At 68.8% G+C, this 25,979-nt stretch carries 26 protein-coding genes and 1 tRNA gene; 19 read left to right on the forward strand and 8 right to left on the reverse strand.

Going from position 1 to position 25,979, the window contains the following annotated elements; all coding sequences use genetic code 11:
- The first annotated feature begins 28 nt into the window (after positions 1 to 28).
- Positions 29 to 1,468 (forward strand): cysteine--tRNA ligase, encoded by a 1,440-nt coding sequence (gene cysS, locus RAH39_RS09695; protein WP_306589896.1) that lies wholly within the window; start codon positions 29 to 31, stop codon positions 1,466 to 1,468.
- 1 nt (position 1,469) lies between these two features.
- Here the strand turns inward: cysS and RAH39_RS09700 are convergent, their stop codons facing one another.
- Entirely contained in the window at positions 1,470 to 2,456 is a 987-nt protein-coding gene (locus tag RAH39_RS09700; RefSeq protein ID WP_306589897.1) for a PstS family phosphate ABC transporter substrate-binding protein, read from the reverse strand.
- 133 nt (positions 2,457 to 2,589) lie between these two features.
- Positions 2,590 to 3,570, reverse strand: a complete 981-nt coding sequence (locus tag RAH39_RS09705) for a glycosyltransferase family 9 protein (RefSeq protein WP_306589898.1) — start codon at positions 3,568 to 3,570, stop codon at positions 2,590 to 2,592.
- A 30-nt stretch (positions 3,571 to 3,600) separates the two neighbouring features.
- Here RAH39_RS09705 and RAH39_RS09710 point away from each other — a divergent pair, with 30 nt between their 5' ends.
- The 5 genes from RAH39_RS09710 (at position 3,601) to RAH39_RS09730 (ending at position 8,578) form a co-directional block, all read left to right on the forward strand.
- The gene (locus RAH39_RS09710; RefSeq protein ID WP_306589899.1) at positions 3,601 to 4,422 is read left to right on the forward strand and encodes a hypothetical protein; all 822 of its coding nucleotides are present in this window, start codon (positions 3,601 to 3,603) and stop codon (positions 4,420 to 4,422) included.
- A 105-nt stretch (positions 4,423 to 4,527) separates the two neighbouring features.
- A complete protein-coding gene (locus RAH39_RS09715; RefSeq protein ID WP_306589900.1) occupies positions 4,528 to 5,412 on the forward strand; it encodes a hypothetical protein in 885 nt (294 codons plus the stop codon).
- A 36-nt stretch (positions 5,413 to 5,448) separates the two neighbouring features.
- Positions 5,449 to 7,722, forward strand: coding sequence for a ribonuclease R family protein (locus tag RAH39_RS09720; RefSeq protein WP_306589902.1), 2,274 nt, complete (start codon positions 5,449 to 5,451; stop codon positions 7,720 to 7,722).
- The gene (gene ruvC, locus RAH39_RS09725; RefSeq protein WP_306589903.1) at positions 7,719 to 8,213 is read left to right on the forward strand and encodes a crossover junction endodeoxyribonuclease RuvC; all 495 of its coding nucleotides are present in this window, start codon (positions 7,719 to 7,721) and stop codon (positions 8,211 to 8,213) included. Before RAH39_RS09720 ends, ruvC begins: the two co-directional genes overlap by 4 nt.
- Positions 8,214 to 8,383: 170 nt before the next feature.
- Positions 8,384 to 8,578 (forward strand): hypothetical protein, encoded by a 195-nt coding sequence (locus tag RAH39_RS09730; protein WP_306589904.1) that lies wholly within the window; start codon positions 8,384 to 8,386, stop codon positions 8,576 to 8,578.
- A 241-nt stretch (positions 8,579 to 8,819) separates the two neighbouring features.
- Here the strand turns inward: RAH39_RS09730 and RAH39_RS09735 are convergent, their stop codons facing one another.
- Positions 8,820 to 10,547 carry an NAD-dependent malic enzyme gene (locus tag RAH39_RS09735; RefSeq protein WP_306589905.1) on the reverse strand — a complete coding sequence of 576 codons (1,728 nt, stop codon included), beginning with the start codon at positions 10,545 to 10,547 and terminating at the stop codon, positions 8,820 to 8,822.
- Positions 10,548 to 10,655: 108 nt separating this feature from the next.
- Positions 10,656 to 12,650: a thioredoxin domain-containing protein gene (locus RAH39_RS09740; RefSeq protein ID WP_306589906.1), complete on the reverse strand. Its 1,995-nt coding sequence runs from the start codon at positions 12,648 to 12,650 to the stop codon at positions 10,656 to 10,658.
- A gap of 102 nt (positions 12,651 to 12,752) precedes the next feature.
- On the opposite strand from RAH39_RS09740, the gene ffh reads away from it, so the two are divergent.
- From ffh to RAH39_RS09765, 5 genes are all read left to right on the forward strand, one after another.
- Positions 12,753 to 14,111 (forward strand): signal recognition particle protein, encoded by a 1,359-nt coding sequence (gene ffh, locus RAH39_RS09745; protein WP_306589907.1) that lies wholly within the window; start codon positions 12,753 to 12,755, stop codon positions 14,109 to 14,111.
- Between the two features lie 59 nt (positions 14,112 to 14,170).
- Complete coding sequence (rpsP, locus tag RAH39_RS09750) at positions 14,171 to 14,413, forward strand: 30S ribosomal protein S16 (protein ID WP_306589908.1); 243 nt, start codon at positions 14,171 to 14,173, stop codon at positions 14,411 to 14,413.
- 61 nt (positions 14,414 to 14,474) lie between these two features.
- Positions 14,475 to 14,729 (forward strand): KH domain-containing protein, encoded by a 255-nt coding sequence (locus tag RAH39_RS09755; protein WP_306589909.1) that lies wholly within the window; start codon positions 14,475 to 14,477, stop codon positions 14,727 to 14,729.
- 271 nt (positions 14,730 to 15,000) lie between these two features.
- Positions 15,001 to 15,552, forward strand: a complete 552-nt coding sequence (locus RAH39_RS09760) for a ribosome maturation factor RimM (RefSeq protein WP_306589910.1) — start codon at positions 15,001 to 15,003, stop codon at positions 15,550 to 15,552.
- 9 nt (positions 15,553 to 15,561) lie between these two features.
- Positions 15,562 to 16,047 carry a DUF4442 domain-containing protein gene (locus RAH39_RS09765; protein WP_306589911.1) on the forward strand — a complete coding sequence of 162 codons (486 nt, stop codon included), beginning with the start codon at positions 15,562 to 15,564 and terminating at the stop codon, positions 16,045 to 16,047.
- Between the two features lies 1 nt (position 16,048).
- On the opposite strand, the gene RAH39_RS09770 is transcribed toward RAH39_RS09765, so the two are convergent.
- Genes RAH39_RS09770 through RAH39_RS09785 form a run of 4 tightly spaced genes read right to left on the reverse strand, consistent with a single transcriptional unit; the run spans position 16,049 to position 19,666 of the window.
- Positions 16,049 to 16,630, reverse strand: coding sequence for a hypothetical protein (locus RAH39_RS09770; RefSeq protein ID WP_306589912.1), 582 nt, complete (start codon positions 16,628 to 16,630; stop codon positions 16,049 to 16,051).
- Positions 16,631 to 16,687: 57 nt separating this feature from the next.
- Positions 16,688 to 17,302 (reverse strand): MarC family protein, encoded by a 615-nt coding sequence (locus RAH39_RS09775; RefSeq protein WP_306589913.1) that lies wholly within the window; start codon positions 17,300 to 17,302, stop codon positions 16,688 to 16,690.
- 3 nt (positions 17,303 to 17,305) lie between these two features.
- Positions 17,306 to 19,078, reverse strand: a complete 1,773-nt coding sequence (gene sppA / locus RAH39_RS09780; protein WP_306589914.1) for a signal peptide peptidase SppA — start codon at positions 19,076 to 19,078, stop codon at positions 17,306 to 17,308.
- A gap of 39 nt (positions 19,079 to 19,117) precedes the next feature.
- Positions 19,118 to 19,666: an NADPH-dependent FMN reductase gene (locus RAH39_RS09785; RefSeq protein ID WP_306589915.1), complete on the reverse strand. Its 549-nt coding sequence runs from the start codon at positions 19,664 to 19,666 to the stop codon at positions 19,118 to 19,120.
- Positions 19,667 to 19,764: 98 nt separating this feature from the next.
- On the opposite strand from RAH39_RS09785, the gene RAH39_RS09790 reads away from it, so the two are divergent.
- The 8 genes from RAH39_RS09790 to RAH39_RS09825 all read left to right on the forward strand — a co-directional run bounded on the left by RAH39_RS09790 (position 19,765) and on the right by RAH39_RS09825 (position 25,976).
- Positions 19,765 to 20,166 carry a BrxA/BrxB family bacilliredoxin gene (locus tag RAH39_RS09790; protein ID WP_373467356.1) on the forward strand — a complete coding sequence of 134 codons (402 nt, stop codon included), beginning with the start codon at positions 19,765 to 19,767 and terminating at the stop codon, positions 20,164 to 20,166.
- A 57-nt stretch (positions 20,167 to 20,223) separates the two neighbouring features.
- Positions 20,224 to 21,339 (forward strand): CaiB/BaiF CoA transferase family protein, encoded by a 1,116-nt coding sequence (locus tag RAH39_RS09795; protein ID WP_306589917.1) that lies wholly within the window; start codon positions 20,224 to 20,226, stop codon positions 21,337 to 21,339.
- Complete coding sequence (locus tag RAH39_RS09800) at positions 21,336 to 21,758, forward strand: DciA family protein (RefSeq protein ID WP_306589918.1); 423 nt, start codon at positions 21,336 to 21,338, stop codon at positions 21,756 to 21,758. The genes RAH39_RS09795 and RAH39_RS09800 overlap by 4 nt, the downstream gene beginning before the upstream one ends.
- 47 nt (positions 21,759 to 21,805) lie before the next feature.
- Positions 21,806 to 21,882 (forward strand) — tRNA-Pro (locus RAH39_RS09805).
- Positions 21,883 to 22,095: 213 nt separating this feature from the next.
- The gene (gene cutA, locus RAH39_RS09810) at positions 22,096 to 22,422 is read left to right on the forward strand and encodes a divalent-cation tolerance protein CutA (RefSeq protein ID WP_306589919.1); all 327 of its coding nucleotides are present in this window, start codon (positions 22,096 to 22,098) and stop codon (positions 22,420 to 22,422) included.
- 44 nt (positions 22,423 to 22,466) lie between these two features.
- The gene (glpX, locus tag RAH39_RS09815) at positions 22,467 to 23,447 is read left to right on the forward strand and encodes a class II fructose-bisphosphatase (RefSeq protein WP_306589920.1); all 981 of its coding nucleotides are present in this window, start codon (positions 22,467 to 22,469) and stop codon (positions 23,445 to 23,447) included.
- A gap of 10 nt (positions 23,448 to 23,457) precedes the next feature.
- Positions 23,458 to 23,919 (forward strand): DUF4442 domain-containing protein, encoded by a 462-nt coding sequence (locus tag RAH39_RS09820; RefSeq protein WP_306589921.1) that lies wholly within the window; start codon positions 23,458 to 23,460, stop codon positions 23,917 to 23,919.
- A 32-nt stretch (positions 23,920 to 23,951) separates the two neighbouring features.
- A complete protein-coding gene (locus RAH39_RS09825; protein ID WP_306589922.1) occupies positions 23,952 to 25,976 on the forward strand; it encodes a M13 family metallopeptidase in 2,025 nt (674 codons plus the stop codon).
- Positions 25,977 to 25,979 lie beyond the last annotated feature (3 nt).

Genomic DNA, 25,979 nt, shown 5'->3' on the forward strand with positions numbered 1-25,979 from the left:
CCAAAGATGGTTTCCTAGACGGATGCGGATGCGTCCCATCTCCCTGTTCAACACCCTGACCCGGAAGGTCGAGCCGGTGGTCCCGGTGGCCCCGGGCAGCGTGTCGCTGTACACCTGCGGGCCCACGGTCTACAACTACGCCCACATCGGGAACCTGCGGACCTTTCTGTTCCAGGACCTGCTGAAACGGACGTTCCGGGGCGCGGGCTACGAGGTCCGCCACTGCATGAACATCACGGACGTGGAGGACAAGATCATCCGCGATTCCCAGGGGGATCTCCCGGCGGATGCCCCCAACGAGGCCCGGCACGCGGCCATGGGCGCCCTCACCGACCGCTTCACCACCATCTTCATCGAGGATCTGGAAACGCTCCGGATCCAGCGGGCGGACTTCCTGCCCCGGGCCACGGCCTACATCCCCCAGATGATCCGCCTCGTCCAGGACCTGGAAGCGCGGGGCCTGGCCTACGCCCGCGAGGGCAGCGTCTACTACCGGATCGCCGGCCTGCCCCAGTACGGCTGCCTGGCCCACCTGGACCGGGAGGGGATGCAGGCGGGAGCCTCCGTGGACGCGGACGAATACGAGCGCGACTCGGTCACCGACTTCGTCCTGTGGAAGGCCGCCAAGCCCGGCGAGCCCTGGTGGGACAGCCCCTGGGGCCCCGGGCGTCCCGGCTGGCACATCGAGTGCTCCGCCATGGGAATGGAACTGCTGGGCGAGCGGGTGGACATCCACAGCGGCGGGGTGGATCTGATCTTCCCCCACCACGAGAACGAGATCGCCCAGAGCGAAGGCTGCCTCGGCCACAAGTGGGTGAACCACTGGGTGCATGGCGAATTCCTGATGGTCGAAGGCCAGAAGATGGCCAAGAGCCTGGGGAATTTCTTCACCCTGCGTGACTTGGTCGCCAAGGGCATCGACCCCATCTCCCTGCGCTACGCCATCCAGAGCAACCACTACCGGAAGGTCCTCAACTTCAGCTTCGAGGGGCTGCGCGCCGCCGACAACTCCCTGAAGCGGATCCGCGCCTTCCGCAAGCGGATGGAGGGCGAGGGCCAGGCCGGCGGCGGCCCCTGGAAGGAAGCGGTCGATCCCGCGGCGCGCCTCACCGAGGCCCGGGAGGCTTTCTGGAACGCCCTGGCGGACGACCTCAATACGCCCGAGGCCCTGGCCGCGATCTTCACCCTCATCAGCGACCTCAACGCCCAGGATGACCACGCGGCCCTCACCCGGGACGAGCGGGACGCCGTCCTGGCCTTCCTCGACGAGGCGGATGGAGTCTTCGCGGCCTGGCCCCACGAGAAGGCCAGCCTGGACGCCGAGGTGGAGGCCCTCGTGGAGGCCCGCCGTGCCGCCAAAGCCGCCAAGGATTGGCCCGCCGCGGACCGCGTCCGCGACGAACTGAAGGCCATGGGCATCGTCCTCGAGGACCGGAAGGACGGCACCGTGGGCTGGCGCCGCGCCTGACCTAGCGGCTGAGCCGCTTCAGGGCGATGGCGAGGAACTCGGGAGGCCCGGGGAGGAGGCCCGCGTCCGCGACGGCGTTCTGGCCTTCCTGCGTCAGAAGGAAGTGGGCCACCTCGTTGACGGCCGGGGGAAGCGGCTCGCCCGGCGTCCGGTTCAGGTAGGCGTAGAACAGCCGCGGCATGGGGTACTTGCTGGTGGTCACGGCCTCCTGGCTGGGAAAGCGCGCGTCCTCGCCGTGGTGGGGAACCACCGGAATCACCTTGTTGGCGAAGTACCAGGACGCCATGGTCCCGAAGGCGATGCCCGCCCGGTCGGTCATCACCGCTTCGGCCAGGGACGAGGGATCGTCCCGCACGAGAATGCCGGGCCGGTACTCGCCCTTGAGTAGGGCCTTCTCCGCGAAGGAAGCGCGGGTTGCGTTCCCCTCGCCCCGGGCGTAGGCGTTGATGGGCAGCTTGGCCCACTCGCCCTTCAGCCCCAGGTCGCCCCACACCGCGGCGGGGGTCTTGGCTCCGCCGAGCCGGCCCTTCGAATAGATGGCGTCCAGCTGTTCCATGGTGATGGAGGTGAGGGGATTGGTCTTGTGGACGAAGACGATGTTCGCGTCCAGGCACACGGGGATGCGCATGGGCAGGTAGCCGAACTTGCCCTGGAAGGCCTTCGCTTCGTCGGCGGTCAGCTCCCGGTCCGCCAGGACCAGCAGGGCCGAGCCCTCCGTGAACGCCTTCACCAGGCTGTCCATCGGCTTCGATCGGTACACCAGCTTGGCGTCGGGGTGGATCTTCCGGAACGCGGACACCCATTCCTCGCCGAGGTCGCCCAGCTCGTCCGTCCCCAGCAGCTCGAAGGGCCCCTTCACCGCCGCGGCGGCCTGGTAGCGGGGCACGGAAGCGGGGACCTTGGCCCGCACCTGTGCCGTCTGCGCCTGCAGCAGGCCGGAGCAGGACGCACCCGCCGCCAGGATCAGTCCGGGGAGCAGTCGGTTCATGCGCATGGGAATCCTTTTCCGCGGCGGGACACCATACATGCCCTATGGGTAAAGATCGCACGCCGCCCGGGGAAGCGCCCTTCCGCAGCCCTCCCTTCGTGATTCAAATCACGCGGCCATCCTCAGAGGCGCCTTAGCCCAGGAGCGCTTCCGCCACGGCTTCCACGCCCAGGTCCTCCAGGCATTGCCGCCGCTGGCAGGCCCGCTCCCGGCAGGGCGAACACGGAATGCCCGTCCGCAGGATCCGACCCGCACCGTCGGGCAGACCCGCCACCACGGGATCGCTGGAACCGTAGAGCCCGAGGGCCGGCACGCCCAGGACCACGGCGAGGTGCAGCAGCCCCGTATCCGGCGCCACCACGCGGTCCGCCTGGCGCAGCGCCGCCGCCAGTTCCCAGAAGCGGAGCCGGGGAAGGGCGGCGACGCCCGTGGCCTTCGGCAGCCACTCCCGCAGATCCTCTTCCTCCGGTCCCAGCGACCAGCGGAGATCGCAGCGGTCCTTCAGCTTGCCCGCCAGGGTCACCCAATGGCGGAGGGGCCACCGCTTGATGGCGCCGCGGCGGGAAGCGCCCGGCACCAGCACCATCCGGGGCTTTCCCTGAACCGACCAGATCGGGCCGGGATCCGGAAGCGGAACCTCCCCCAGGACCGGCCGGAAGCGCCCCAGCCCTTCGACGCCACGGCTCCGGCCGAAGGCCTCCGCCAATCCCAGGGCCTGGGCGTAGCGGGTCTGGTGACGGAAGGGCAGCGGATGGGTCTGGAGCGCGCCGGCGAATTCCTTGGTGACGCCGTCGCCCCAGCGCTCCGAGATCCCCGCCAGCCGCGGAATGAGCGCCGCCTTGAGGATGCCGTGGAAATCCAGGCTGGTCTCGGCGCCGCGGATGAGCCCCGCGGCCCGCTGGAGTTCCGCCCAGGCTGAAACGGGGTTGGACAGCCGCTTCCGCCGCACCAGGACGGGCTCCAGCCACGGCAGGGGCTCCAGCAGGAAGGCGTGGCGATCCTCCACCACCGCCCGGAAGCGGGCGTGGGGAAAAGCCTCGTGAAGGTTGGCCCACGCGGGCAGAACGCGCAGGATGTCCCCGAGCGCGGACAGGCGGAGGAGGATGAGATCCATGTCCTCCATGCTATTCGCTAGGCTGGGGGCATGAAGGCCTTCGCCCACGACCAGTCCAAGAACCCCCCGCCCAAAAACTGGCTGGACCAGCTGCTGCGGCGGTTCTCGCGGGTGGCCTACGGCACGGCGGTCCTGGTGATGTACGCCCTGGCCTCCACGGCCTTCGGGCTCGCGCTGGCGCCCGCGCTGTGGACCTGGTCCGCGGTCCACCACTGGTCCGCGCATCTCCCGGGGGCCTTCCCCTGGATCCTGTCGGGCGTCGCCCTGGCGCTGTGCTTCTTCCTGTTCGGCCTGGGCCTGCTGGTGGTAATCCCCGTCTACAACTGGATCCTCCCGACCCGCATCAAGCCCTTCAAGGGCGGCTACTACACCATCCACGCCCTGCCCTGGTTCCTGCACAACGGCTTGTTCTACCTCGTTCGGTTCACGTTCCTCCCCTTCGTGACGCTGACGCCCTTCGGGATCTGGTTCCTGAAGGCCATGGGCATGAAGATCGGCCGCCACGCCTTCATCAACACTGAGTACATCAGCGATCCCCAGCTCATCACGGTGGGCGACGACGCCGCCCTGGGCGGCAGCGTGCGGATCTTCGCCCACTACGGCGGCGGCGGGAACCTCACCATCGCGCCCGTGGTGGTGGGCAAGCGCGCCACCCTGGGCCTCGCCTGCTGCGTGATGGGGGACGTGGTCATCGGGGACGACGCCACCATCCTGCCGGAAAGCGTCGTCCTCCCCGGCAGCCGCGTGGGAGCCGGGGAGACCTGGGGCGGGGTTCCCGCCCGGCGGATCCAGCGGGAGGAAATGGACCGCATCAAGGCGGAGATCCGCGGCATGGCGGAAGCGGCGGGCTAGGCGCCGGGCCCTTCGGAGACAGGCCCTAGCCACCATCCGCAAATCCCGGGAGAATAGGCGTTTCCCCCTCGGGGTCGATCCCCTCCTCCTATTCGGATCCCGCTGATGCGCACACTCGCCCTCCTCCCCACCCTTCTCGTTCCCGCAGCCCTGGTCGCCCAGGCGCCGGCTCCCGCCGCCTCCCTCGGAGATCGCGTGAAGGCCGAGCGCCCGATCGTGGAAAAGCTCATGGCCGACCTGAAGTACCCCGAGGCCCAGAAGCGGGCCGAGGCGCTGCTGCCGGCGGAAAAGCCCGTCTTCGACAAGAAGGACAACCAGACCATGGTCCAGAGCGCCGGGCTCTTCATGGACCTCGGCCAGGCCTACCGCCTCGCGGTGGAGACCGCCGACGCCGCCGGCGCCTGGGAGAAGGCGCTCGAATACGCCAAGGCCGCCAAGGCGATCAGCGCCGAGAGCTACACCTCCATCAAGGAGCCCTTCACCAAGACGGTGGCCTACTACACCCAGTCCGGCGCCCGGGCCAAGCAGGTGCTCGACGAGAACGCCGACCGCATCAAGGAGCTGAAGGCCAAGACCAACCTGGATCCCGGCGAGCGCCAGGAGCTGGACCTCGCCCTGGGCGTGGAGAAGGAAGTGGTCGAAAGCGCCAAGTGGGTGAAGTTCTTCCAGACCTACATCGACGTCACCCAGCGCGAGACCGAAGCCTACGATCCCCTCGTGAAGGTGATGGAAGAGAAGCTCAAGTCCGAAGCCGACCAGGTGGAGGAATACAAGGCCGGAAAGGGCGACAAGCTCAAGTGGGTGGAGGCCGTGGTGTCCACCCCCGCCTACCTGGAAGCCCAGGGCGACAAGGCGGGCAAGGTCCGCTGGCTGTATCGCCTGTCGGTGCTGGATCCCGAGAACAAGAAGGTCCAGAAGCAGCTCGACCTCCAGATCAGCGGCAAGCCCGCGGCCGCCCCCGCCAAGCCGGCCAAGGGAAAGAAGGGCTGATCGGGGCAGCGCCGCGGATGGCTGTACTCTGAGGACATGCCGCGCCGCGCCCCTTCCCGCACCTCCGTCCGCCGCCCGTCCCGGACCCCCGACCGGCGCGAATCCTCCCGAGCCCCGAGATCCCAAGCCGCCGGCGGGGGGATTTCGGGGCTCCGGCCGTACGAGACCTTCGAGGGCACGTTCATCGGCCATCCGGAGGGCACCGGCGGATTCCTGAAGCCCCTGGGGCCGCGGGTCAGCCAGGATCTGCTGGTGGACTGGCGGGACGCCCACGGCGCCATCCACGGGGACCGCGTGGTGGCCGAGGTGAGCGGCGAGGGCTGGGACGGCCGCCTTCGCGCCCGGATCCTGGAAGTCAAAGGGCGGGGGGAACTCCCCCTTCCCGGCACCCTTCAGAAGCAGCCCTGGGGCTGGCGCGTGGTGCCCCTCGAACCCCGCCTGTCCCAACTCATCACCGTGCCTCCTACGGACCTCGCCGAGGACGGCGAATTGGTCAGTGTGCGACTGGATCCCGATCCCACCGTTCAGCAGCTGCGGGGAACGGTGGTGGCGCGGCTGGGAAAGAAGACCGATCTCAAGATCGAGAACAAGCTGACCGCGGCCCTCTTCAACCTGCGGATCGCGTTTCCCGACGCGGTCATGCGGGAACTGGCGCCCTTCCCCACGACGATCCCTGAAGACTGGCTCCAGGGGCGGGAGGATCTACGGGAGGTGCTGACCTGCACCGTGGATCCGCCCACGGCCAAGGACTTCGACGACGCCATCAGCCTGGAAGTGCTGCCCCCTTCGGAAGGCGGCGGCTGGCTGCTGGGCGTCCACATCGCGGACGTGAGCCACTACGTCGCCGAGGGCGGCCCCCTGGACGAGGAGGCCCGGCTGCGCGGCACGTCGGTCTACTTCCCGGACGAGGCGATCCCCATGATCCCCGAGCGCCTCAGCGGGGACCTGTGCAGCCTCCGGGAGGGCGTGGACCGGCTCACCATGACGGCCTGGATGACGCTCTCTCCGGATCTGGACGTGGTGGAGACGCGGCTGTCCGAGAGTGTCATCCGCAGCGCCAAGCGCCTCACCTACGACGAGGTGAAGGAGGCCTGCATCGACCTCTCCGCTCGCAAGCGCGCCGAAGTGGGGGAACCTCTCTGCGCCCTTCTGGACGAGGCCCTGGTGATCTCCCGCCGGCTGACCCAGGCCCGCCTGGGCCGCGGGGCCATGAACCTCGACACCGAGGAGGCCGAGTTCATCTTCAACGAGGAGGGCCGTCCCGTGGACGCCCGGCGCTATCCGCGCCACGACGCCCACCGCATGATCGAGGAGTTCATGCTCCTGGCGAACGAAGCGGTGGCGCGGTTCTTCACCCGCCGGAAGCTCCCTTCCATCTACCGCATCCACGACGAGCCGGATCCGCTGAAGCTGGAGGTCTTCGCGGAGGTGGCCCGCAGCTTCGGACTGCTGAAGCCCAAGGAGACGCCCACGCCGGACCACCTCAACGCCATGCTGGACAAGATCCGCGGCGGGCCCTTGGAGGCCATGATCAACAACCTCCTCCTCCGCAGCCTCAAGAAGGCCGAATACAGCGCGGAGAACATCGGCCATTCGGGCCTCGCTCTCCAGGACTACCTGCACTTCACCAGCCCGATCCGGCGCTATCCCGATCTCATCGTCCACCGTGTGCTGCGCAAGGTGCTGCGCGGGGAGCGGCTGCCCGAGGGGCTTCAGAGCCACCTGGCGGTGCTGGCCAAGGGCGCCAGCGACGCCGAGCAGAAGGCCACCCAGGCCGAGCGCGAGAACGACCGCTGGAAGGCCTGCCTGCTGATGAAGGACCGCGTGGGCCAGCGCTTCCGGGGCCGCCTCCAGGGGTTCTCCGCCAAGGTGGCCTTCGTCACCCTGGACGCCCCCTTCGTGGACGTGGGCGTGCCGCTGGCGGCCCTCGGCGGCAACTTCTGGGTGGACGAGCACCGCACCAAGGCCACGGGCCTCCGGGGAACGGTGGTCCTGTCCATCGGGGACGCCGTGGAGGTGGAGATCACCGCCGTGGACGAGGACCTGCGCCGCATCAGCGCCTGGCTGACGGAAGCCAGGGCCCAGGACGCCCATGGGAAGGCCTTCGCCTTCGCCCCCACGCTCGCGGCGCCGGCGACCCTACGGGAAGGGGATTTCGAGAAGCCGAAGGGGTCGCGCGCTCCCAAGACAGGCGGAGAACGCGGCCGGAGAGAGGCTCCCTCCAAGGGCCGTCCGCCGAAGAAGGCCCGCGAGGCCAAGCCCAAACCGCCCAAGGGCAGCGTCCGCGGCGGCAAACGGAAGGCCCGGTGATCGTCCCACCGGCCCCCGTCCGGTGCCTGGGCGTAGATCCCGGGTCCCTGGCCTGCGGCTGGGCGGTGGTGGAGCGCTTCGGGTCGCGACTGGCCCTGCTGGAAGCGGGCGTCGTCCGTAACCCCCGGGGCGCCGATTTCGATCAGCGGGCGCTCCGCATCCACGAGCGGCTCACAGAGGCCATCGCCACTCACGCCCCCGGCTTCATGGCCGTGGAATCCCCCTTCGTGGAGAAGAACGCCGCCACGGCCCTCAAGCTGGGCCAGATCCGGGGGGGCATCCTGCTCACGGCGGCGCTCCACCGCCTCCCGGTGGGCGACTACAACCCCATGCAGGTGAAGAAGGCCGTCAGCGGCTACGGCTGGGCGGCCAAGGAGCAGGTGGGAAAGATGGTGATGACCCTCCTGAACCTGAAGGATCCCCTGCCCGCCGACGCGGCCGACGCGGCCGCCGTGGCCATCGGCCATTTGCTAGCTTCCAGGCGCGCGTGAAGGGCATGGAAGACATGGATGTCATGTTTTTCAAAGACCTTCCGATTTGTCACGCAGGCCATGACAAAAAACCTCGTAACTCGTGACATTTCTTGTGATGTCGATCACTAGCATGGGGAATCGTCAAAGGCGATGATGATGTCCAGCAAGTGAGCGAGGCGGTCATGCACATGGATACCAGCGTTCGGCAGCACAACCCGGCTTTCTGGACCACCGCGGAGCGGCTGCACGAAGTGTTCAGCCAGCTGGAGCGCCAGATGAGCAGCTCCCCGCGCGGCCTTGCCGTCCTGCGCCAGGTCCAGGCCCTCGAGGCCGAGCTGGAAGCCGAAGTGGTGCACCACAGCCGCCGCGTCGCCGTCGTCTAGGAACCATCGCTCTTCCGAAAGGCCCGGCGCACACGCCGGGCCTTTTCGCGTACAGACAAAGGGCACCCGCGAAGGGGTGCCCGGAGTCTCGACCTGCGGGATTAAGCCCGGGGCCGGAAGGGGCTGGCGAAAACGGTCGCCCCGTGGGAGGAAAGAGGATCTCTTCCCGTGCCTTCAAACCTAGGCCGAGCGCCCGCCCCCTCAAGCGGAAAAACGGCGAAGAGGGGGCGGGAAAAGCGCCTTAGCCCTGGACGGGCGTCCCGGGGCGGTAGGCGGCGTAGGCCGGCTTCCACTGGGCCTTGAGGACGATGGCTTCCAGCTGGTCGTCGTCGAGGAGGCGGCCCAGGCCGGCGTTGCGCGCTTCCATGCCTACGGCCTTGGCCACGGCGGCGGAGACCTTCCGGATGTCCTTCATTTCCGGCAGCAGCAGGCCGGTGGCTTCCTGGGACGGCGTCACGTAGGCGCTGATGGCCCGGCTGGCGGCCAGGAACATCCCGTCGGTGACGCGGGACGCCTTGCAGACGAGGGCGCCGAGGCCCATGCCCGGGAACACGTACATGTTGTTGCACTGGGAGGCCTGGAGCCGCTGCCCGTTCCATTCCATGGGCGCGAAGGGGCTGCCGGTGGCCACGAGGCCCTTCCCGTTCGTGGCTTTCCACACCGCCTCGGGCGAGCATTCGCACTTGTGGGTGGGGTTCGACAGGGCGAGGACGATGGGGCGCTCGGAGTGGCGCGCGGTCTCCGCCAGGATGGCCTCGCTGAACAGCCCGGGCTGGGCGGTGACGCCGATCAGGACGGTGGGATGGGCGTTGCGCACCACGTCCTCCAGCCCGATGCGGGAAGGATCGTCCAGCTTCCAGCCCTCGACGACCGTACGGCGCTGGGCGAGGGGTTCCTGGGGGCCTTCCAGCTGGGGATCGTCGTCGATGAGGAGGCCCTGCATGTCCACGGCGAAGATGCGCTGGCGCGCCTCCTCGTCGGACAGCCCCTCTTCCTTCAGGGCGGCGCGGATGTTCATGGCGATGCCGGTGCCGGCCTGGCCCATCCCGACGATGACGTAGCGCTCATCCTGGAAGCGGCTCTTCTTGATCCGCATGGCGGTCATCAGCGCGGCCAGGGCGGTGGCGCCGGTGCCCTGGATGTCGTCGTTGAAGGAGAGGATCCGCTCGCGGTAGCGATCGAGGTTCTTGAAGGCCGTCTGCTTGGCGAAGTCCTCCCACTGGAGCAGCGCGCCGGGGAAGTTCCGCTTCACGCCCAGGATGAACTTCTCCACCACTTCCTCGTACTCCGCGCCGCGGAGCCGGGGCTTGCGGATGCCGAGGTAGAGCGGATCCTCCAGCAGGCGGGGATTGTTGGTGCCCACGTCCAGGCAGATGGGGAGGCACACGGCGGGATGCACGCCGCCGGCGGCCACGTAGAGGCTGACCTTGCCCACGGGAATGCCCATGCCGTCGGAGCCCAGGTCGCCCAGACCGAGGATGCGCTCGCCGTCCGTCACCACGATCAGGTTCACCTGGGGCTGGGACAGGCCCTGGAAGATCTGGTCGATGTTGCCGATGTTCTCGGGGGTGATGTAGATCCCGCGGGTGCGCCGCTGGATGTGGCTCATCTGGAGGCAGGCCAGACCCACGGTCGGGGTGTAGACGATGGGCACCATCTCTTCGAGGTGCTCTTCAAGGAGACGGTAGAAGAGGGGCTCGTTGCGGTCCTGGAGGCCGGACAGGTAGATGTAGCGCTCCATGTCGTCGTGCTTGCGTTGGTAGGCCTCGTAGGTCCGGTCCAGCTGGGATTCAAGGGCCGAGATCCCCGGGCGGAGCATTCCGTCCAGACCCAGGCTGAGCCGCTCCTCCTTGGTGAACGCCGAAGCCTTGTTCAGATGCGCATCGTTGAGGAGCTGGCGGCCTCGAAGGTAGACCTCGTAGTATTCCTCCCCCGTCAGGGGATCGATCTTGAACGCGAAGGTCTTCATGGCCGCTCCTTTGGATGGCCGCGCCCCGCGCGCCCCGCGCCGCCAGGGCGCCGGACCGCGGATGGTGCCGCGACAGGCAAGTGTAGCCACCCGTCCGGCGGAGCCGGATCACATCAAGAGACCCGCGAGGGCATTGGGCGTGGAAACCGGCGGGGCGCAGGTCCGGCCCCGGCACACGAAGGCCACGGCTCCCCCTCGCGGCCCGCCCCGGCCCTCGTGGAGCGGCAGCAGCTGGTCCGCGGAGGCCGACACCACCCGGCCCGGCAGATGGCGGCGATGGATTTCGGCCAGGAGAAGGCGCGCGGGCTCGCTGGCGGGATCGCCGGAGACGGCCACCTCCAGCGGCTCCCGGAGCGCCAGGTCCAGGACGCCCAGGAGACCGGGGAAAGCCCGGGGTGCCCGGGCCATCGACGGCCCGAAACAGCGCAGCACGCCCTCCGCCGCCTGGTGGAAGTCCTCCCGCTGGAGGTGGCGGGAAAGCCGCAGGAGAGCGCGGGCGGCCAGGGTGTTCCCGCTCGGCAGGGCCCCGTCAAAGGCCGGCTTCTGGCGGAAGAGGAGATCCGCCCGGCCCGCTTCGGCGCTGAAGAAGCCGTCGCCGTCCGGATCCCGGAACCGCGCCAGCATGCCGGTCCCCAGGGCTTCCCCCCACCGCAGCCAGCCCTCGTCGAAATCCGCCTCGAACAGGTCCAGCAGGCCTTCCGCCACCGCGGCGCTGTCCTCCAGGAATCCCGGCGTGTGGGCCTCTCCTCCCCGCCACACCCGCAGCAGGTGGTCCTCCCGGCCGAGGGCCGTCCGCAGAAAGGCGGCGCAGGCCTGGGCCGCGGCGAGGTACCGCGGGTCGCCCAGCACCTGGAATCCCCGGGCGAAGGCGGAGAGGGCGAGGCCGTTCCAGGCCGCCACCACCTTGTCGTCCTTCCCGGGGCGCACGCGGCGATCCCGCCAGATCCGCAGCCGGTGCCGCAGGGCGCGGTCGTCCTCCTCCGCCAGGCGCGCTTCCCGCGGGCAGGAAAAGCGGTGGACCACGCTGCGGCCGTGCTCGAAATTACCGCCTTCGGTGATCCCGAAGGCGGCGCAGAACCTCGCCCCGTCCGCATCTCCGAGCGCCTCCCTCACCTCCGCGGGAGTGAAGGCGTAGAAGCGGCCCTCTTCGCCTTCGCTGTCGGCGTCCTCGCTGGCGTGGAAGCCCCCGGCGGGATCCAGCAGGTCGCGCAGCAGGTAATCCAGCGTCTCCCGTGCCACCTGGGCGTAGCGCGCGTCGCCCGAGGCCTGGAAGGCCGACAGGTAGCAGGCGGCGAGCTGGGCGTTGTCGTAGAGCATCTTCTCGAAGTGGGGAATCAGCCACTGCCCGTCCACGCTGTAGCGGGCGAAGCCCCCACCCAGGTGGTCGTACATCCCGCCTTCCCACATGGCATCCAGGGTGCGGAAGGCCATGGCCCGATCCTCCGCGTCGCCGCGCGCCAGCAGCAGTTCCAGCACCATCGAGGGCGGGAACTTGGGCGCCGGGCCGAACCCGCCCCACCGCGGGTCGTAGGCCCGTCGGAAGTGGGCGGTCGCAGCCGCCAGCACGCTTTCGCCCGGCAGGGCCGCGCCGGGATCCACCTCCGCCTGCCGCCGCAGCTCCGCGGCGAGGCCCGCCGCCTGGGCCGCGATCCCGCCGGGATCCTCGCGCCACACCTCAGCGATGCGCCGGAGGAGCGGCAGAAACCCCGGCATCCCGCCCCGGGATTCGGGCGGAAAATAAGTACCGCCATAGAAAGGCTCCAGGTCCGGGGTGAGCCACACGCTCATGGGCCAGCCCCCGCGGCCGGTCAGCGTCTGGACGGCGCCCATGTAGAGGTCGTCCAGGTCGGGGCGCTCCTCCCGGTCCACCTTGATACTCACGAAATGGGCATTCAGCGCCTCCGCCACCGCGGGGTTCTCGAAGCTCTCCCGCTCCATGACGTGGCACCAGTGGCAGGCGCTGTAGCCGATGCTGAGGAAGATGGGCTTCCCCTCCTCCTTCGCCTTGGTCAGGGCCTCGTCTCCCCAGGGAAACCAGTCCACGGGGTTGTGGGCGTGCTGGAGCAGGTAGGGGCTGAGGCTGCCGGCGAGGCGGTTGGACATATCCGACTCCGAAGGCCAGGATTATGCCCCAGGATTCCTTTCCTGACAGGGAAAAGCCCCCCGGGCCCGGTACAATGGGCGTTTGGTCCTTGCCGAGGTCCCATGTTCGACAGCCTCACCCAGAAGCTCAGCCAGGCGATGAAGGCCCTCCGGGGGCAGTCGAAGCTGACGGAAGCCAACCTCGAAGCCGTCCTGCGCGAAGTCCGCATGGCTCTCCTGGAGGCCGACGTCCACGTGAGCGTGGCGCGCACCTTCCTCCAGCGGGTGAAGGAGAAGGCCCTGGGCGTCGAGGTCATGCAGGGGCTCAATCCCGCCCAGGCCTTCATCGACATCGTCCACCGGGAGCTGGTGGAGATCATGGGCGGCCAGGCGCCCGAACACCCCATCGCCTTCTCCGCCAAGCCGCCCACCGTGGTGATGATGGTGGGCCTCCAGGGCGCCGGAAAGACCACCACCTGCGGCAAGCTGGCCGTCTTCCTCAAGAAGCTGGGGCGATCGCCCCTGCTCGTGCCCGCGGACGTCTACCGCCCGGCGGCCATCGAGCAGCTCCACGTGGTGGCGAAGGACGCGGGCGTGCCCTCGTTCCGCACGGAGGAGAAGGAACCCGTGGCCATCTGCGCCGCGGCCCTGGCGGAAGCGAAGCTGAAGGGCTGGGATACGGTCATCCTCGACACCGCCGGCCGCCTGCACCTGGACGAAGCCCTGATGGAGGAGCTGGCCCGGATCAAGGCCGCCACGTCCCCCGACGAGATCCTGTTCGTGGCCGACGCCATGACCGGCCAGGACGCCGTCCGCAGCGCCACCGCCTTCCACGAGAAGCTGGGCATCACGGGCGTGGTCCTCACCAAGGCCGACGGCGACACCCGCGGCGGCGCGGCCTTCAGCATCAAGCAGGCCACGGGCCAGCCCCTGAAGTTCGTGGGCGAGGGCGAGAAGCTGGAGGACTTCCAACGCTTCCATCCCGACCGCATGGCCCAGCGCATCCTGGGGATGGGCGACGTCCTCAGCCTCATCGAGCACGCCAAGGACAAGCTGGATGAAAAAGAGGCGGAGGGCCTCGCCAAGCGCCTGGCCAAGAACCAGTTCACCCTTGAGGACATGCGCAAGCAGTTCCAGCAGGTGCAGAAGCTGGGGTCCATGAACAAGATCCTGGGGATGCTGCCCGGGCTCGGCCAGATGAAGGATCAGCTCGCCCAGGTGGCCACGGACAAGCGGATCAAGCACCTGGAGGCGATCCTCAACTCCATGACGGTCGCCGAGCGCGCCAACCACAACCTGCTGGACGGCAAGCGCAAGCGCCGGATCGCCGCGGGCTGCGGCCGTCCCGTCAGCGAGATCAACCAGCTCCTCAAGCAGTTCGCCGAGACCAAGAAGATGATGGGCCAGATGAACGACCCCCGCTTCATGGCCCGGATGCAGCGCATGGCCAAGATGGGCGGCGGCCCCAACCTGCCCTTCTAGCAATTACCGCTTGGGCGGAGGGCGTTTCCGCGATACACTCTCCTGCTCAGGGAGTGCCCATGCTGTCGATCCGTCTTGCTCGCAATGGTGCCAAGAAGCGCCCGTTCTACCACATCGTCGTCTCCGAGAACGACCGCATTCCCACCGGCCGCGCCGTGGAAGTGCTGGGCTTCGTGAACCCCATCGCCGGCTCCGGCGAAGCGGTGCGCATCGACGTCGAGAAGGCCAAGTCCTGGCTCCAGAAGGGCGCCCAGCCCTCGAAGACCGTCCTCGATCTGTTCAAGAAGAACCAGATCCTGTAGCCGGTTTCCGTCCTTTCGAAAGCCGGGCGCAGGTCCGGCTTTCTTTGTTCGTGGAGCGACCATGGACCTCGACGCCTTCCTGCGCGACGTGCTCACGCCCCTGCTGGACCATCCGGAGGCCCTCCGGATCGAAGTGGGCGGCGAGGGGAAGAAGCGGGACGTGCTCCTCTTCGCCAATCCCGAAGACCGGGGCCGGATCATCGGCAAGCACGGGCGGATGATCTCCGCCCTGCGGACGCTCTGCCGGACCGCCGGCGACAAGGCCGGCCTGGCCGTCACCCTGGAGTTGGACGACCGGGACGAGCAGGAGGCTTAGGAGCGCGTCCAATTAATCGATAGGGGCTGCATTGATGGCAAAGGGCGTTCAGGCAAGGAAGCGGGCGCAGGGCGGTGGGGAGCCACCGTTCAAGACCGATGACGCAGCATGGATGCCCTTTGCCATCAACCCTTCGGGCAGAGGCGACAGCCGTCGGGATGCTGCGTCAAGCTCCTCGTCGATAGTCCCGCTATCGCCTTCGTCGCTTTCCTTGCCTCCCTCGGCTGGCACCTCTGTGCAGCCCCCACCCATTACTTGGAGGCGCTCCTAAATGCTTCTGGCGGGTCATCTCGCGAAGGTGCAGGGCCTCAAGGGCGAGTTCCTTTTCCACGCGGTCATGGACAATCCCGAGCGCCTGGAGGGGCTGAAGGATCTGATCCTGGCTCCGCCGCACATGGACCTGGACCGCAACGAATCCATCCCTCCGGCCCGGCCGGCGGCGCTGCGGAGCTTCCGGTGGCACCAGGAGCGTCCCTGCCTCGCTTTCGAAGGCGTCCCCGACCGCACCGCCGCGGAGGCCCTGAAGGGCTGGGCGCTGTGGATGCCCGAATCCGCGGCCTCCCTGGAGGAAGGCGAGAGCTTCCGCCACCAGTGGATCGGCTGCGAAGTCTTCATGGGCGGGCGCAAAGTCGGTGAGGTGCTGCGCCTCGACCCCGGCCCCGCCGGCTACGACATGGTGGTGATGCGGGACCTCCGCCCGGGCCGGACGGGCCAGCGGGACATCCCCTATATCAAGGCCTGGTGGACCCTCGACCTCCCCCATCGCCGGCTGGATGTGGATCCCCCCGAGGGGCTGCTGGACGTCAACCAGATCGGCGGCTGACAATCGGGGATGTCCTCCCGATTCGAGCGCCTGAAACAGACCTTCGGCATGCGCCTGTTCGGGTGGTTGAAGATCCCGCTACTGGCCGCCGTCCGCCCCAGCGTCGTGGAGCTGGGCGAAACGCGGTGCGTGGTGCGGATCCCCCTCCGCCGGCGGACGAGGAACCACCTGGGCTCCATGTACTTCGGCGCCCTCGCCATCGGCGCCGACTGTGCCGGCGGGCTTCTCGCCATGGACCAGATCAAGCGTTCGGGCGGCAACGTGTCGCTGGTGTTCAAGGCGTTCCAGGCCACCTTCCTCAAGCGCCCGGAATCCGACGTCTACTTCATCTGCGACGAGGGCGAGGCCATCCGCGACCAGGTGCGCCGCGCTCGGGCCTCCGAGGAGCGGATCACCGAGCCCATGCGCATCCGCGCCGCGGTCCGGCTGCCCGACGGCACCTTCGATCCCGTCGCCGAGTTTACGCTGGAGCTCAGCCTGAAGCGGCGGAGCTGAATCAGCCCCGGGCGAGGACGCCTTCGATCTCCCGCAAGCAGCGGGCGGTGATGGTCTCCATCCCTTCGATCTCGTGCACGCTCTCGGACAGCACCGTCAGGATGGCGTCCAGGCGCGCCGGATCCATCCGCTTGGCGATCTCGGGATCCGCGGCGGCCTGGATCAGCCGCTGTCGCTGCCCATCCAGGTGCTGGCGGACGAACAGCCACCACTGGGCGACCCGCCGCACCCGGCGCGCGGCCTTGGCGGGGAACTGGTAGTCCAGCGGCTCCTTCGCCAGGTTCGTCTCCACGTCCTTCATCAGGGCTTCCACCCCGTCGGGGAAATCCTGGCCGAGGGGCGTGCCCTCCTCGAAAGCCGTGCGGCCGAAGGCGCGCCGCAGCATCTCGATGTCGTCCCGGGACAGGGCGCCGAGGGACGATCGCTCCGCCGCCTCCCGGCACTCGGTGCTCATCCGCTGGACGAGCTGCTGGACGCGCCGCGCCTGGCGGAGTTCCCGCGACTCGCAGCCGACCGACAGCAGGACGGGAAGGACCAGCAGCGGAAGGCCCCACCCTTCCATGCACCGCGCCTTACCCGCCATCGAGTCCGCCTCCTTCCCCCGCATCGTCGGGAGCCGGAGGCGCCTTGAACGACGCGGTTAAATGCCAGCGGCGCTGAGCTGGCGGACAAACTTCTCGATGCCCCCCAGCAGCATCTCGATGGCGATGGCGGTGAGCACCAATCCCATCAGCCGCTCGAAGGCCATGGTCACCTGCTCGCCCAGGAAATCGGCGATCTTCTCTGCGAATCCCAGCACCACCGCGGAGACCGCCATAGCCACCGATAGCGCCCCCAGCCACTCCCACAGGCGGTGCGGCTCCCGGCTCACCAGCAGCAACACCGTGGCGATGGCCGAAGGTCCCGCGATGAAGGGAATGGCCAGCGGCACCAGGAAGGGCTCCCCGTGGATCCGGTGGCCCGACCGGCCCTCGGGATGGGGGAAGACCATCTTCAGGGCGATGAGGAACAGGATCACCCCGCCCGCGATTCCCAGGGACGTGTCCGTGAGGTGCATCAGCTTCAGGACCCGCTGGCCGAAGAGGGCGAAGAACAGCAGGATCGCGAACGCGAACAGCACCTCGCGGATGATGATCCGCTGCCGCCGGGCGGGGTCCACCTGGCGGAGCAACCCGATGAACAGCGGGATGTTCCCCAGGGGATCCGTGACCAGAACGAGCAGGATGATGGCCGAGACGAACGAGGATGAATCCATGCGCTACTTCAGTTCCAGATCGAAGGGCAGCCGGGCGTAGACCCCGCGCGGATCGTTGAGGGAGGTCAGCATCTCCGCCTGGCGGAACAGCCCACCGGCCAGCACGTCCACCGGACCGGGCTTGGCCAGTTTCCGGGGCTTCCCGCCGAAGCTCTTGAGCAGTTCCTTAAGGGTGTCCGGCTCGCGCTCGGGGCCCACCAGGAAGTAGTCGTCGCCGGCCTTCGCGAGGGTGGCGGCGTGCTTCACCGCCGCCTCCAGCCCGCCCAATTCATCGACCAGCCCCAGCTTGAGGGCCTCCTGGCCGGACCACACGCGCCCCTGGGCGATCTCGTGGACCGCTTCCTTGGACATCTTCCGGCTGTCGGCGACCTTCGCGAGGAACTGGTCGTAGATGTGATCCACCAGGCCCTGGATGCGGGTCAGCTCCACCTCGTTCTTCGGCCGGGTGAGGGTCATGGGATTGGCCAGCTTGGCGGTCTGGACGCTGTCCCAGGTGATGCCGTGCTCGTTGGCGAGCTTCTTGACGTTGGGCAGGAGGCCAAAGACGCCGATGGACCCGGTGATGGTGCTGGGCTCCGCAAAGATGCGGTTCCCGTAGGTGCTGATCCAGTAGCCGCCGGAGGCCGCCAGGTGGCCCATGGAGACCACCACGGGCTTGGTCTTCTTCGTGAGGATCACTTCCCGCTGGATCAGCTCCGAGGCCGAGGCGCTGCCGCCGGGGCTGTTCACGCGCAGGACCACGGCCTTCACGCGCTCGTCCAGCCGCAGGCGACGCAGCTCGCGGCTGAGGCGCTCGCCGCCCACCTGCGCGGCCTTGCCTTCGCCGTCCACGATCTCGCCTTCCGCGACCACCACCGCGATCCGGGTCTTGCCGGACTTGCCGTCGCCAGGGATGCCCGCGTAGGTGGCCAGGGTGATCTGGGGGAAATCCTTGTCCTTGGCTTCCTTGCCGGCCAGCTTCTTGAGCTCGTCCAGCACCTCGTCGTAGGGCGCGACGCGATCCACCAGGCCCAGCTTCTTCGCCTCGTCGGCTTCCACCAGCCCCCGCTCGTCGGCGATGGCCTGGAGATCCGCAGGCGCCTTCTTCCGGTCCTTGGCGACCGTGTCCTTCCACTCGCCCCAAATGTCATCCAGCAGCTTCTGGATCTGCTCGCGGTTGGGCTCGCTCATCCGGTCCAGGACGTAGGGCTCGACGGCGCTCTTGTACTTCCCAACGCGGGTGACCTGCACTTCCACGCCGTATTTCTTGAAGGCCTCCCCGAAGAACATCGGCTCGCTGGCCAGGCCGTTCAGCTCGATCTCGCCGAAGGGGTTCACGAAGAGCGTGGTGGCGCCGCCGGCCAGGTAGTAGTCGCGCTTCGTCCAGCCCATGTTGTAGGCGAGGACGGGCTTCTTGGCCTTGAACCGCTGGATGGCCTCCCGCAGCTCGCGGAGCTGCGCGGGACCCGCCGCCTGGAGGTTTCCCGTGATGAACAGAGCCGTGATGCGGCTGTCGGAGGCGGCCCGGTCCAGGGCGTCGATCGCCGCGGGAAGGGACTGGGCGCGGCCCCCGCCGCCTCCCAGGGCCTCGCTGAGCGCTTCGCTGGGCTCCGGATCGCGCTCCCCGTCGGTGAGGCTGGTGTCCAGGTCGAACACGAGGACGGCCTTCCCCGGCACCGTGGGCTTGCCGGAGGAACTCAGGACCGCCAGGGCGCCGAAGAACAGCACCACGACGGCGCCTCCGGCCACCATCAGGGCCAGGAGGGCGGCGAAGAAGCTCTTGAAGAAGTCCTTCATGGCGGCTCCAGAAAGGTTTTCAGGATCGCATGAACAGACTCAGGCTCCGGGCCGGAGGCGCGCCGCCAGGGACAGGAATCCTTCCACGGCCTTCCCTACCGCCGCCTCGGCGCGGGCCTCCACGGGCTTTCCGGCTTCGTCCAGGTGGCGATCCGCCTGGGGCACCGTGATCGCTTCGGGCAGGGCGACCGCGCCCATGTTGGCCAGGGCGGCGCGCCAAGCCAGCAGGCCCCGAGCGCCGCCGAAGGCCCCCGGGCTCGCCGCGGCCAGCAGCACCGGCAGTCCGGTCCAGGGACTGGGCTTCAGCGTGCTCAGCCAATCCACCGCGTTCTTGAGGTGCCCCGGGATTCCCGCGTTGTATTCCGGCGAGACGATCACCACCCCCTGCGCCGCCAGCAGGGCCTGCTGGAGCGCCACCACCGCGGGGGAGGGCGCGAGCCCCTCCTCGAAGAGCGCGAAGCGGAGCGCGGGACCGGCGAAAGCCGTGATCCTGTGGCCACGGGCTTCCAGTTCGCCGGCGAGGTGGCCGAGCAGGCGCGTGTTCAGGGACGCGGGACGAAGACTCCCGCCCATCAGGACCAGATCCATTGGGGCCTCCTGCGAGCAAGTGTGATCTAGATCAAACCCGACCGGATCGGTAAACTTTAGAGTCCAAGGAGGATTCCGTGTCGAACTATCCCGAATCCATGGTGGCGCCCATGCGCGAAGAACTGATCGACGCCGGCTTTCAGCAGCTCCTGACCCCCGACCAGGTGGATGCCGCCCTCCAACAGCCCGGCACCACCCTCCTCGTGGTCAACAGCGTCTGCGGGTGCGCGGCGGCGGGCGCCCGGCCCGGCGTGACCGAGGCCCTGCGGCGCGGCGAGCTGCGGTTCGATCGCCTCGTCACCGTCTTCGCCGGGATGGAAAAGGAAGCCACCGCCCAGGCCCGGGAGTACTTCGAAGGCGCCCAGCCCACCAGCCCCCAGGCGGCGATCCTGAAGGACGGCCAACTGGTCCACCTCATGCAGCGCCCGGATTTCCTGAACCACGCGCCGGAGGAGATCGCCGCGTCCCTCACGGCCGCCTACCGCCGAACCCTGGGCTGATCGTCCCCGGGCCGCGAGCCCAGCCCTAGATCAAGTAGGCTGGGGGTGGAGATCGCGATGCCCAAGCCCCTTTCCCACCTGAGGATCGTGGACCTGTCCTGCGTGCTCGCGGGGCCCTTCTCCACGCAGCTCCTGGCGGATCTCGGCGCCGAGGTCCAGAAGCTGGAACCGCCGGGCGGCGATCCCTCCCGCGGCTGGGGGCCGCCCTTCGAGGAGGGTCCCTCGGGTGAAAGCGCCTACTTCCGCTCCGCCAACCGGGGGAAGAAGACCCGCACCATCGACCTCCACACGGACGCGGGCCGGGCGGATCTCTTCGAGCTGCTGAAGGACGCGGACGTCCTGGTGGAAAACTTCCGCGCGGACTCCGCCGACCGGCTGGGCCTGGGCTGGAAGCGGCTCCACGCCAAGTTCCCCAAGCTGATCGTGGCGTCCATCCGGGGCTTCGCCTCGGACGTCACCGCCTCGCGCCGGGCCGGCTACGACTTCATCATCCAGGCCGAGAGCGGCTGGATGGCCATCACGGGCGAGCCGGGCGGGCGGCCCATGAAGGTGGGCGTGCCCCTGGTGGACGTGCTGGCGGGGCTCTACTGCGCCAACGGGATCCAGGCCGCCCTGCTCCACCGCGAGCGGACGGGGGAGGCCATCCACATCGAAGTTCCCCTGATGGAAGCCGCCCTGGCGGGCATGGTGAACGTGGCTGCGGGCTCCCTGATGACGGGCACGGCGCCCCACCGGTGGGGCAATGCCCATCCCCAGATCGTCCCCTACCAGTCCTTCCGGTGCGCCGACGGCGAAGTGGCCATCGGCGTGGGCAGCGACCGCCAGTTCGAGGTGCTCGCCATGTGGCTGGGCCTCGACCTGGAGGCCCGCCCCGAGTGGAAGCGGAATCCCGGGCGGGTGCAGGACCGCGAAGAGCTGGTCGCCCTCATCGAGGCCCGCACCAGCGCTGGCACCGCCGACGAGGTCCTGGCCTTCTGCGAGGCCAACGCCATTCCCGCCAGCCGCGTGCGGAGCGTGGACGACGTACTCTTCCGCAAGGGCGGCGAGCTGCACAACCTGCTCCAGCCCCTCTTCGAGGAGGAGAGCAACGCCATGATCCCCACCCTGGCCGCGCCGCTCCTCCTCAACGGCGAGCGGGCCTGCGCCTCCCTTCCGCCCCCGCGCCGCCCGTGAAGCCCGCGCCCCGCCATTCCAGCCGCCGCACCCCGCCCCGGCTCCTGCCTTTGGGCGCCCGGGAGCCCGACCGCCGGGCCGAGGCGCGCCTGCGCCAGGCCTGGGGCTTCGTGGTGGGCCCCGCCCTGGCGGATCGGACGCGGCCCCTGCGGGTGGAGCGCAATGTCCTCGTCATGGGCTGCTGGGAATTGACCTGCATCGCGCCGTTGCGGGAAGCCGCCGCCGCCGTCTGGCCCCAGATCCGCGATCGCATCCGCCGCGCCCTCGGCCTCGCGCTCACGGACCTCCAGATCGTCCCCTGCGATCCTCCGCCCGCGGTCGCGCCCATCCCGCGCGATCCGGATCCCCTCCGCGCCGCCCTCCACCTGCTGGAGGTCCGCCGCCAGGAGCGCATCCGCCTGGGCCTCGAGGCCGACTAGCCGCCGCTGGACGCCACCTCGCGATTCGAGTACAGTCGAACCTTCGTCGGGGCGTGGCTCAGCCTGGTAGAGCGCTCGGTTCGGGACCGAGAGGTCGGAGGTTCGAATCCTCTCGCCCCGACCAGATCATGAAAAGGGCGCGCTTCCGAGCGCGCCCTTTTTCGCGTGGGAGGGAAGCTGCGGAGGAGGCCTTCGTGCGCCCCAGGCCGCGGAAAAAGCCACGCGGCCAGGCAGCGCTCCAATCAACCCTCGCGCTGGTCGCGGTTTCGTGATCCTCGGCTCGCGGGGTCCCGGGATACAATGGCGGGTTCCGCCCGTCGGGCGGGGAGCCCACGCGATGAGCGATGCCTGCATGATCCTGACCACCTGTGGCAGCGAAGAGACCGCCCTCACCATCGCGGCCGCCCTGGTGGACCAGGCGTACGCGGCGTGCGTCAACATCGTTCCCAGCATCAAGAGCTACTACTACTTCAAGGGCGAGACGCACCTCGACGAAGAGGTGATGCTCGTCATCAAGACCACCCAGGAGTTCTTCCCCCAGGTGTCCGAGGTCATCTCCGACCTGCACACCTACGAGGTGCCGGAAATCCTGATGTTTCCCGTGGAGGCGGGCTCGGACCCCTTCCTCGAATGGATCCGCCAAAGCGTGAATCGCCTGGCCTGAACGGGCTCCGTCCCGACCTTACCGCCTTCCCCGGGAGCGCCCCCATGGAACAGACCCTGTCCCTCGAATTCCTGCGCGTGGTCGAACGGGCCGCCGTCGCCTGCGCCGCCTCCATCGGCCACGGCCGCCGCAAGCACAGCGACCAGCTGGCCGTCGAAGCCATGCGGAAGGCCATGGAGACGGTGCGGATGGACGGGACCATCGTCATCGGCGAAGGCGAGCGGGACGAGGCGCCCATGCTCTACATCGGCGAGAAGGTGGGCATGGGCGCCGGCCCCGACGGGATCCACCCCGCCGTGGACATCGCCGTGGACCCCCTGGAAGGGACCAACCTCTGCGCTACCGGCGCCGCCAACGCCATCGCGGTGCTGGCCGCCACGGAAAAGGGCGGGCTGCTGCACGCCCCGGACCTCTACATGGAGAAGCTGGTGGTGGGCCCCTCCGCCAAGGGGAAGGTGAGCCTGGACGCGCCGGTTCAGGAGAACCTCGACATCATCGCCAAGTCCCTGGACCGCCGCGTCTCCGAGATCACGGTCAGCGTCCTGGACCGCGAGCGCCACGCGCAGCTCATCGCCGACATCCGGAAGGCGGGGGCCCGCATCCAGCTCATCGGCGACGGCGACTTGAGCGCCGCCATCAGCGCGGCCGTGAGCGGAACCGGCATCCACGCGGTCATGGGGACCGGCGGCGCCCCGGAAGGCGTGCTGTCCGCCGCCGCGCTGAAGTGCCTCAACGGGGAGATCCAGGGCCGCCTCAAGGTGGACACCAACACCGCCAGCCGCGAGAAGGCGGAGGCCATGGGCGTGGATTTCGGCCGGATCTACCTCACCGACGACCTCTGCCCGGGCAAGGAAGTGGTGTTCGCCGCCTGCGGCGTCACCGACGGCAACCTCCTCCAGGGCGTGCGCCACTTCGGCCACGGCGTGCGGACCTCCAGCCTGATCCTCACCTACGGCGCCCACCAGGTGCGCTTCATCGACACGGTCCACATCAAGGACGGCGAGACGGTGACTGTCCGGTTCTAGCGAACCTTCCGTGGGCGAATCCCTCCGCACCCGCCTGTTCCGCTGGGCCTTCAACTTGTGGCCCTGCTTCCGGGGCACGGGCGCGCGGGTGACGTCCATCGCCGCGGACTGGTCGGAGATCCGCCTGCGGCTTCCCCTCTCCTGGCGGACCCGGAACTACGTGGGGACCATCTTCGGCGGCAGCCTCTACGCCGCCGTGGACCCCTTCTACATGCTGATGCTGATCCACCGGCTGGGGCCCGAATTCGTGGTGTGGGACAAGGCCGCCGCCATCCGGTTCCGCCGGCCGGGCCGCACCACCCTCTTCGCGGCGTTCCGCCTGGAGGAAGCCGAAGTCGACGAGATCCGCCGCCTGCTGCAGGAGCAGCCGAAAGTGGACCGGACCTACACCGTGGAACTGCGAGATGCGGAAGGCGTCGTTCACGCGGAAATACAGAAAGTGATCCACATATCCCACCAAATGACTTCCTGATAGGCTTTTACCCTCAACTTACGAGGTCATCCATGGCTGTTTCTCTCCGCGCCTCCCTGTGCTTGGGGCTGGGCCTGGCCGCCCTGTCGGTGGGAGCCCAGTCCAAGCCCGGGATCGACCCCGTCAACCTGGATACCGCCGTCCGGCCCTGCGACGACTTCTACGCCTTTGCCAACGGGGGCTGGCTGAAGACCCACGCCCTGCCCGCGGACAAGTCCCGCTACGGAACCATGGAGGAGCTGAGCGAGGGGAACCGGGCCATCCTCAAGCGGATCCTGGAGGAGACCAGCGCGAAGCGGGACTGGGCCAAGGGGAGCGTGCAGCAGAAGGTGGGTGATTTCTACGCCGCCGGCATGGACGAGGCCGCCATCGAGAGGCGGGGGCTGGCTCCCCTCAAGCCGATCCTCGCGTCCATCGAGGGCCTGAAGGACGTGCAGCGCTTGCCCGGGCTGCTGGCGGACCTCCACGCGCAGGGCCTGCCCGGAGGCTTCGCCTTCTTCGTCCGCCAGGACGCCAAGGCCTCCACGCGGTACTTGGGCTATCTGAATCAGGGCGGAACGGGGCTCCCCGACCGCGACTACTACCTGAAGGACGATGTCCGCAGCCGGGAGATCCGCGCGAAGTACGAGGCCCACGTGGCGAAGGTCCTGACGCTGGCGGGCGACGCGCCGGACCTGGCGCGGGCCAGGGCGCGCGTGGTGCTCGACCTGGAGACCCGCCTGGCCGAGGCCCAGTGGACCCGCGTGGAGATGCGGAATCCCCAGAAGACCTACAACAAGCGCACCCTCGCCCAAGTGGCTGACGAAGCTCCGGGCTTCGACTGGAAGGCCTACTTCCGGGCCCGGGGCGTGAAGCTGGAGGAGCTGAACCTCACCCAGCCCTCCTTCTTCCGGGCCTTCGGCAAGGTGGTTTCGGAAGTCCCCGCGCCCCAGTGGCGCACCTACCTCCGCTGGCAGGCCCTCAATGCCACGGCGCACCAGCTGCCGAAGGCCTTCGGCGACGAGTCCTTCGCCTTCCACGGCCGGATCCTCAACGGCACGCCCGAGCAGGAACCCCGGGCCAAGCGCGTCGAAGCCGCCACGGACGGCACCCTGGGCGAGGCCCTGGGCCAGCTCTACGTGAAGGTGGCCTTCCCGCCCGAATCCAAGAAGAAGGTGCTGGAGCTGGTGGAGAACCTCCGCGGGGCCCTGCGCGAACGGATCGAAGGGCTGGGCTGGATGAGCGCGGAGACCAAGGTCCAGGCCCTGCGGAAGCTGCAGGCCTTCGGCGTGAAGATCGGCTATCCCGACACCTGGAAGACCTACGCCTTCGACGTGAGGCGGGACGACTACTTCGGCAACGTGAGGCGGGGCGCGGCGTTCCGCATCCGCGAGAACCTGGCCAAATTAGGCAAGCCCATCGACCGCGGGGAGTGGAGCATGACGCCTCCCACCGTGAACGCCTACTACAGCTCCACCATGAACGAGATCGTGTTTCCGGCGGGGATCCTCCAGCCGCCCTTCTTCGATCCCAAGGCCGATGACGCCGTGAACTACGGCGCCCTGGGTTTCGTCATCGGCCACGAGATGACGCACGGGTTCGACGACAGCGGCAGCCAGTTCGACGCCGACGGCAACCTCCAGAACTGGTGGACCGACGCCGACCGCAAGGCCTACGAGGCCCGGACCGACCTGGTGGTGAAGCAGTACGACGCCTACGAGCCGCTGAAGGGCGAGCACGTGAACGGCAAGCTGACCCTCGGCGAGAACATCGCCGACATCGGCGGGCTCAAGATCGCCTTCGCCGCCTACCGGAACCGCCTGAAGGGCAAACCCGAGCCCGCCTCCATCGACGGGTTCACCGGCCCCCAGCGGTTCTTCCTCGGCGCCGCCACGGTCTGGCGCAACCACATCCGCGAGGCGGCGCTGTCCGTCCGCCTCAAGACCGATCCCCACAGTCCCGGCCGCCAGCGGGTGAACGGGCCCCTGTCCAACCTCCCCGAATTCTACGAAGCCTTCGGCTGCGCCGACGGCGAGGCCATGAAGCGCGACGCGAAGGTCCGCCCGGCCATCTGGTGATCT

It is taken from the genome of Geothrix sp. 21YS21S-4, from assembly GCF_030845995.1.
In the GTDB taxonomy this organism is placed as follows: Bacteria; Acidobacteriota; Holophagae; order Holophagales; family Holophagaceae; genus Geothrix.

Bases quoted from the DNA above. Each gene is read 5' to 3' on its own strand.
- cysS (WP_306589896.1), top strand. From the start codon at position 29: ATGCGTCCCATCTCCCTGTTCAACACCCTGACCCGGAAGGTCGAGCCG.
- RAH39_RS09700 (WP_306589897.1), bottom strand. From the start codon at position 2,456: ATGAACCGACTGCTCCCCGGACTGATCCTGGCGGCGGGTGCGTCCTGC.
- RAH39_RS09705 (WP_306589898.1), bottom strand. From the start codon at position 3,570: ATGGATCTCATCCTCCTCCGCCTGTCCGCGCTCGGGGACATCCTGCGC.
- RAH39_RS09710 (WP_306589899.1), top strand. From the start codon at position 3,601: ATGAAGGCCTTCGCCCACGACCAGTCCAAGAACCCCCCGCCCAAAAAC.
- RAH39_RS09715 (WP_306589900.1), top strand. From the start codon at position 4,528: ATGCGCACACTCGCCCTCCTCCCCACCCTTCTCGTTCCCGCAGCCCTG.
- RAH39_RS09720 (WP_306589902.1), top strand. From the start codon at position 5,449: ATGCCGCGCCGCGCCCCTTCCCGCACCTCCGTCCGCCGCCCGTCCCGG.
- RAH39_RS09730 (WP_306589904.1), top strand. From the start codon at position 8,384: ATGGATACCAGCGTTCGGCAGCACAACCCGGCTTTCTGGACCACCGCG.
- RAH39_RS09735 (WP_306589905.1), bottom strand. From the start codon at position 10,547: ATGAAGACCTTCGCGTTCAAGATCGATCCCCTGACGGGGGAGGAATAC.
- RAH39_RS09740 (WP_306589906.1), bottom strand. From the start codon at position 12,650: ATGTCCAACCGCCTCGCCGGCAGCCTCAGCCCCTACCTGCTCCAGCAC.
- ffh (WP_306589907.1), top strand. From the start codon at position 12,753: ATGTTCGACAGCCTCACCCAGAAGCTCAGCCAGGCGATGAAGGCCCTC.
- rpsP (WP_306589908.1), top strand. From the start codon at position 14,171: ATGCTGTCGATCCGTCTTGCTCGCAATGGTGCCAAGAAGCGCCCGTTC.
- RAH39_RS09755 (WP_306589909.1), top strand. From the start codon at position 14,475: ATGGACCTCGACGCCTTCCTGCGCGACGTGCTCACGCCCCTGCTGGAC.
- RAH39_RS09760 (WP_306589910.1), top strand. From the start codon at position 15,001: ATGCTTCTGGCGGGTCATCTCGCGAAGGTGCAGGGCCTCAAGGGCGAG.
- RAH39_RS09765 (WP_306589911.1), top strand. From the start codon at position 15,562: ATGTCCTCCCGATTCGAGCGCCTGAAACAGACCTTCGGCATGCGCCTG.
- RAH39_RS09770 (WP_306589912.1), bottom strand. From the start codon at position 16,630: ATGGCGGGTAAGGCGCGGTGCATGGAAGGGTGGGGCCTTCCGCTGCTG.
- RAH39_RS09775 (WP_306589913.1), bottom strand. From the start codon at position 17,302: ATGGATTCATCCTCGTTCGTCTCGGCCATCATCCTGCTCGTTCTGGTC.
- sppA (WP_306589914.1), bottom strand. From the start codon at position 19,078: ATGAAGGACTTCTTCAAGAGCTTCTTCGCCGCCCTCCTGGCCCTGATG.
- RAH39_RS09785 (WP_306589915.1), bottom strand. From the start codon at position 19,666: ATGGATCTGGTCCTGATGGGCGGGAGTCTTCGTCCCGCGTCCCTGAAC.
- RAH39_RS09790 (WP_373467356.1), top strand. From the start codon at position 19,765: ATGGTGGCGCCCATGCGCGAAGAACTGATCGACGCCGGCTTTCAGCAG.
- RAH39_RS09795 (WP_306589917.1), top strand. From the start codon at position 20,224: ATGCCCAAGCCCCTTTCCCACCTGAGGATCGTGGACCTGTCCTGCGTG.
- cutA (WP_306589919.1), top strand. From the start codon at position 22,096: ATGAGCGATGCCTGCATGATCCTGACCACCTGTGGCAGCGAAGAGACC.
- glpX (WP_306589920.1), top strand. From the start codon at position 22,467: ATGGAACAGACCCTGTCCCTCGAATTCCTGCGCGTGGTCGAACGGGCC.
- RAH39_RS09825 (WP_306589922.1), top strand. From the start codon at position 23,952: ATGGCTGTTTCTCTCCGCGCCTCCCTGTGCTTGGGGCTGGGCCTGGCC.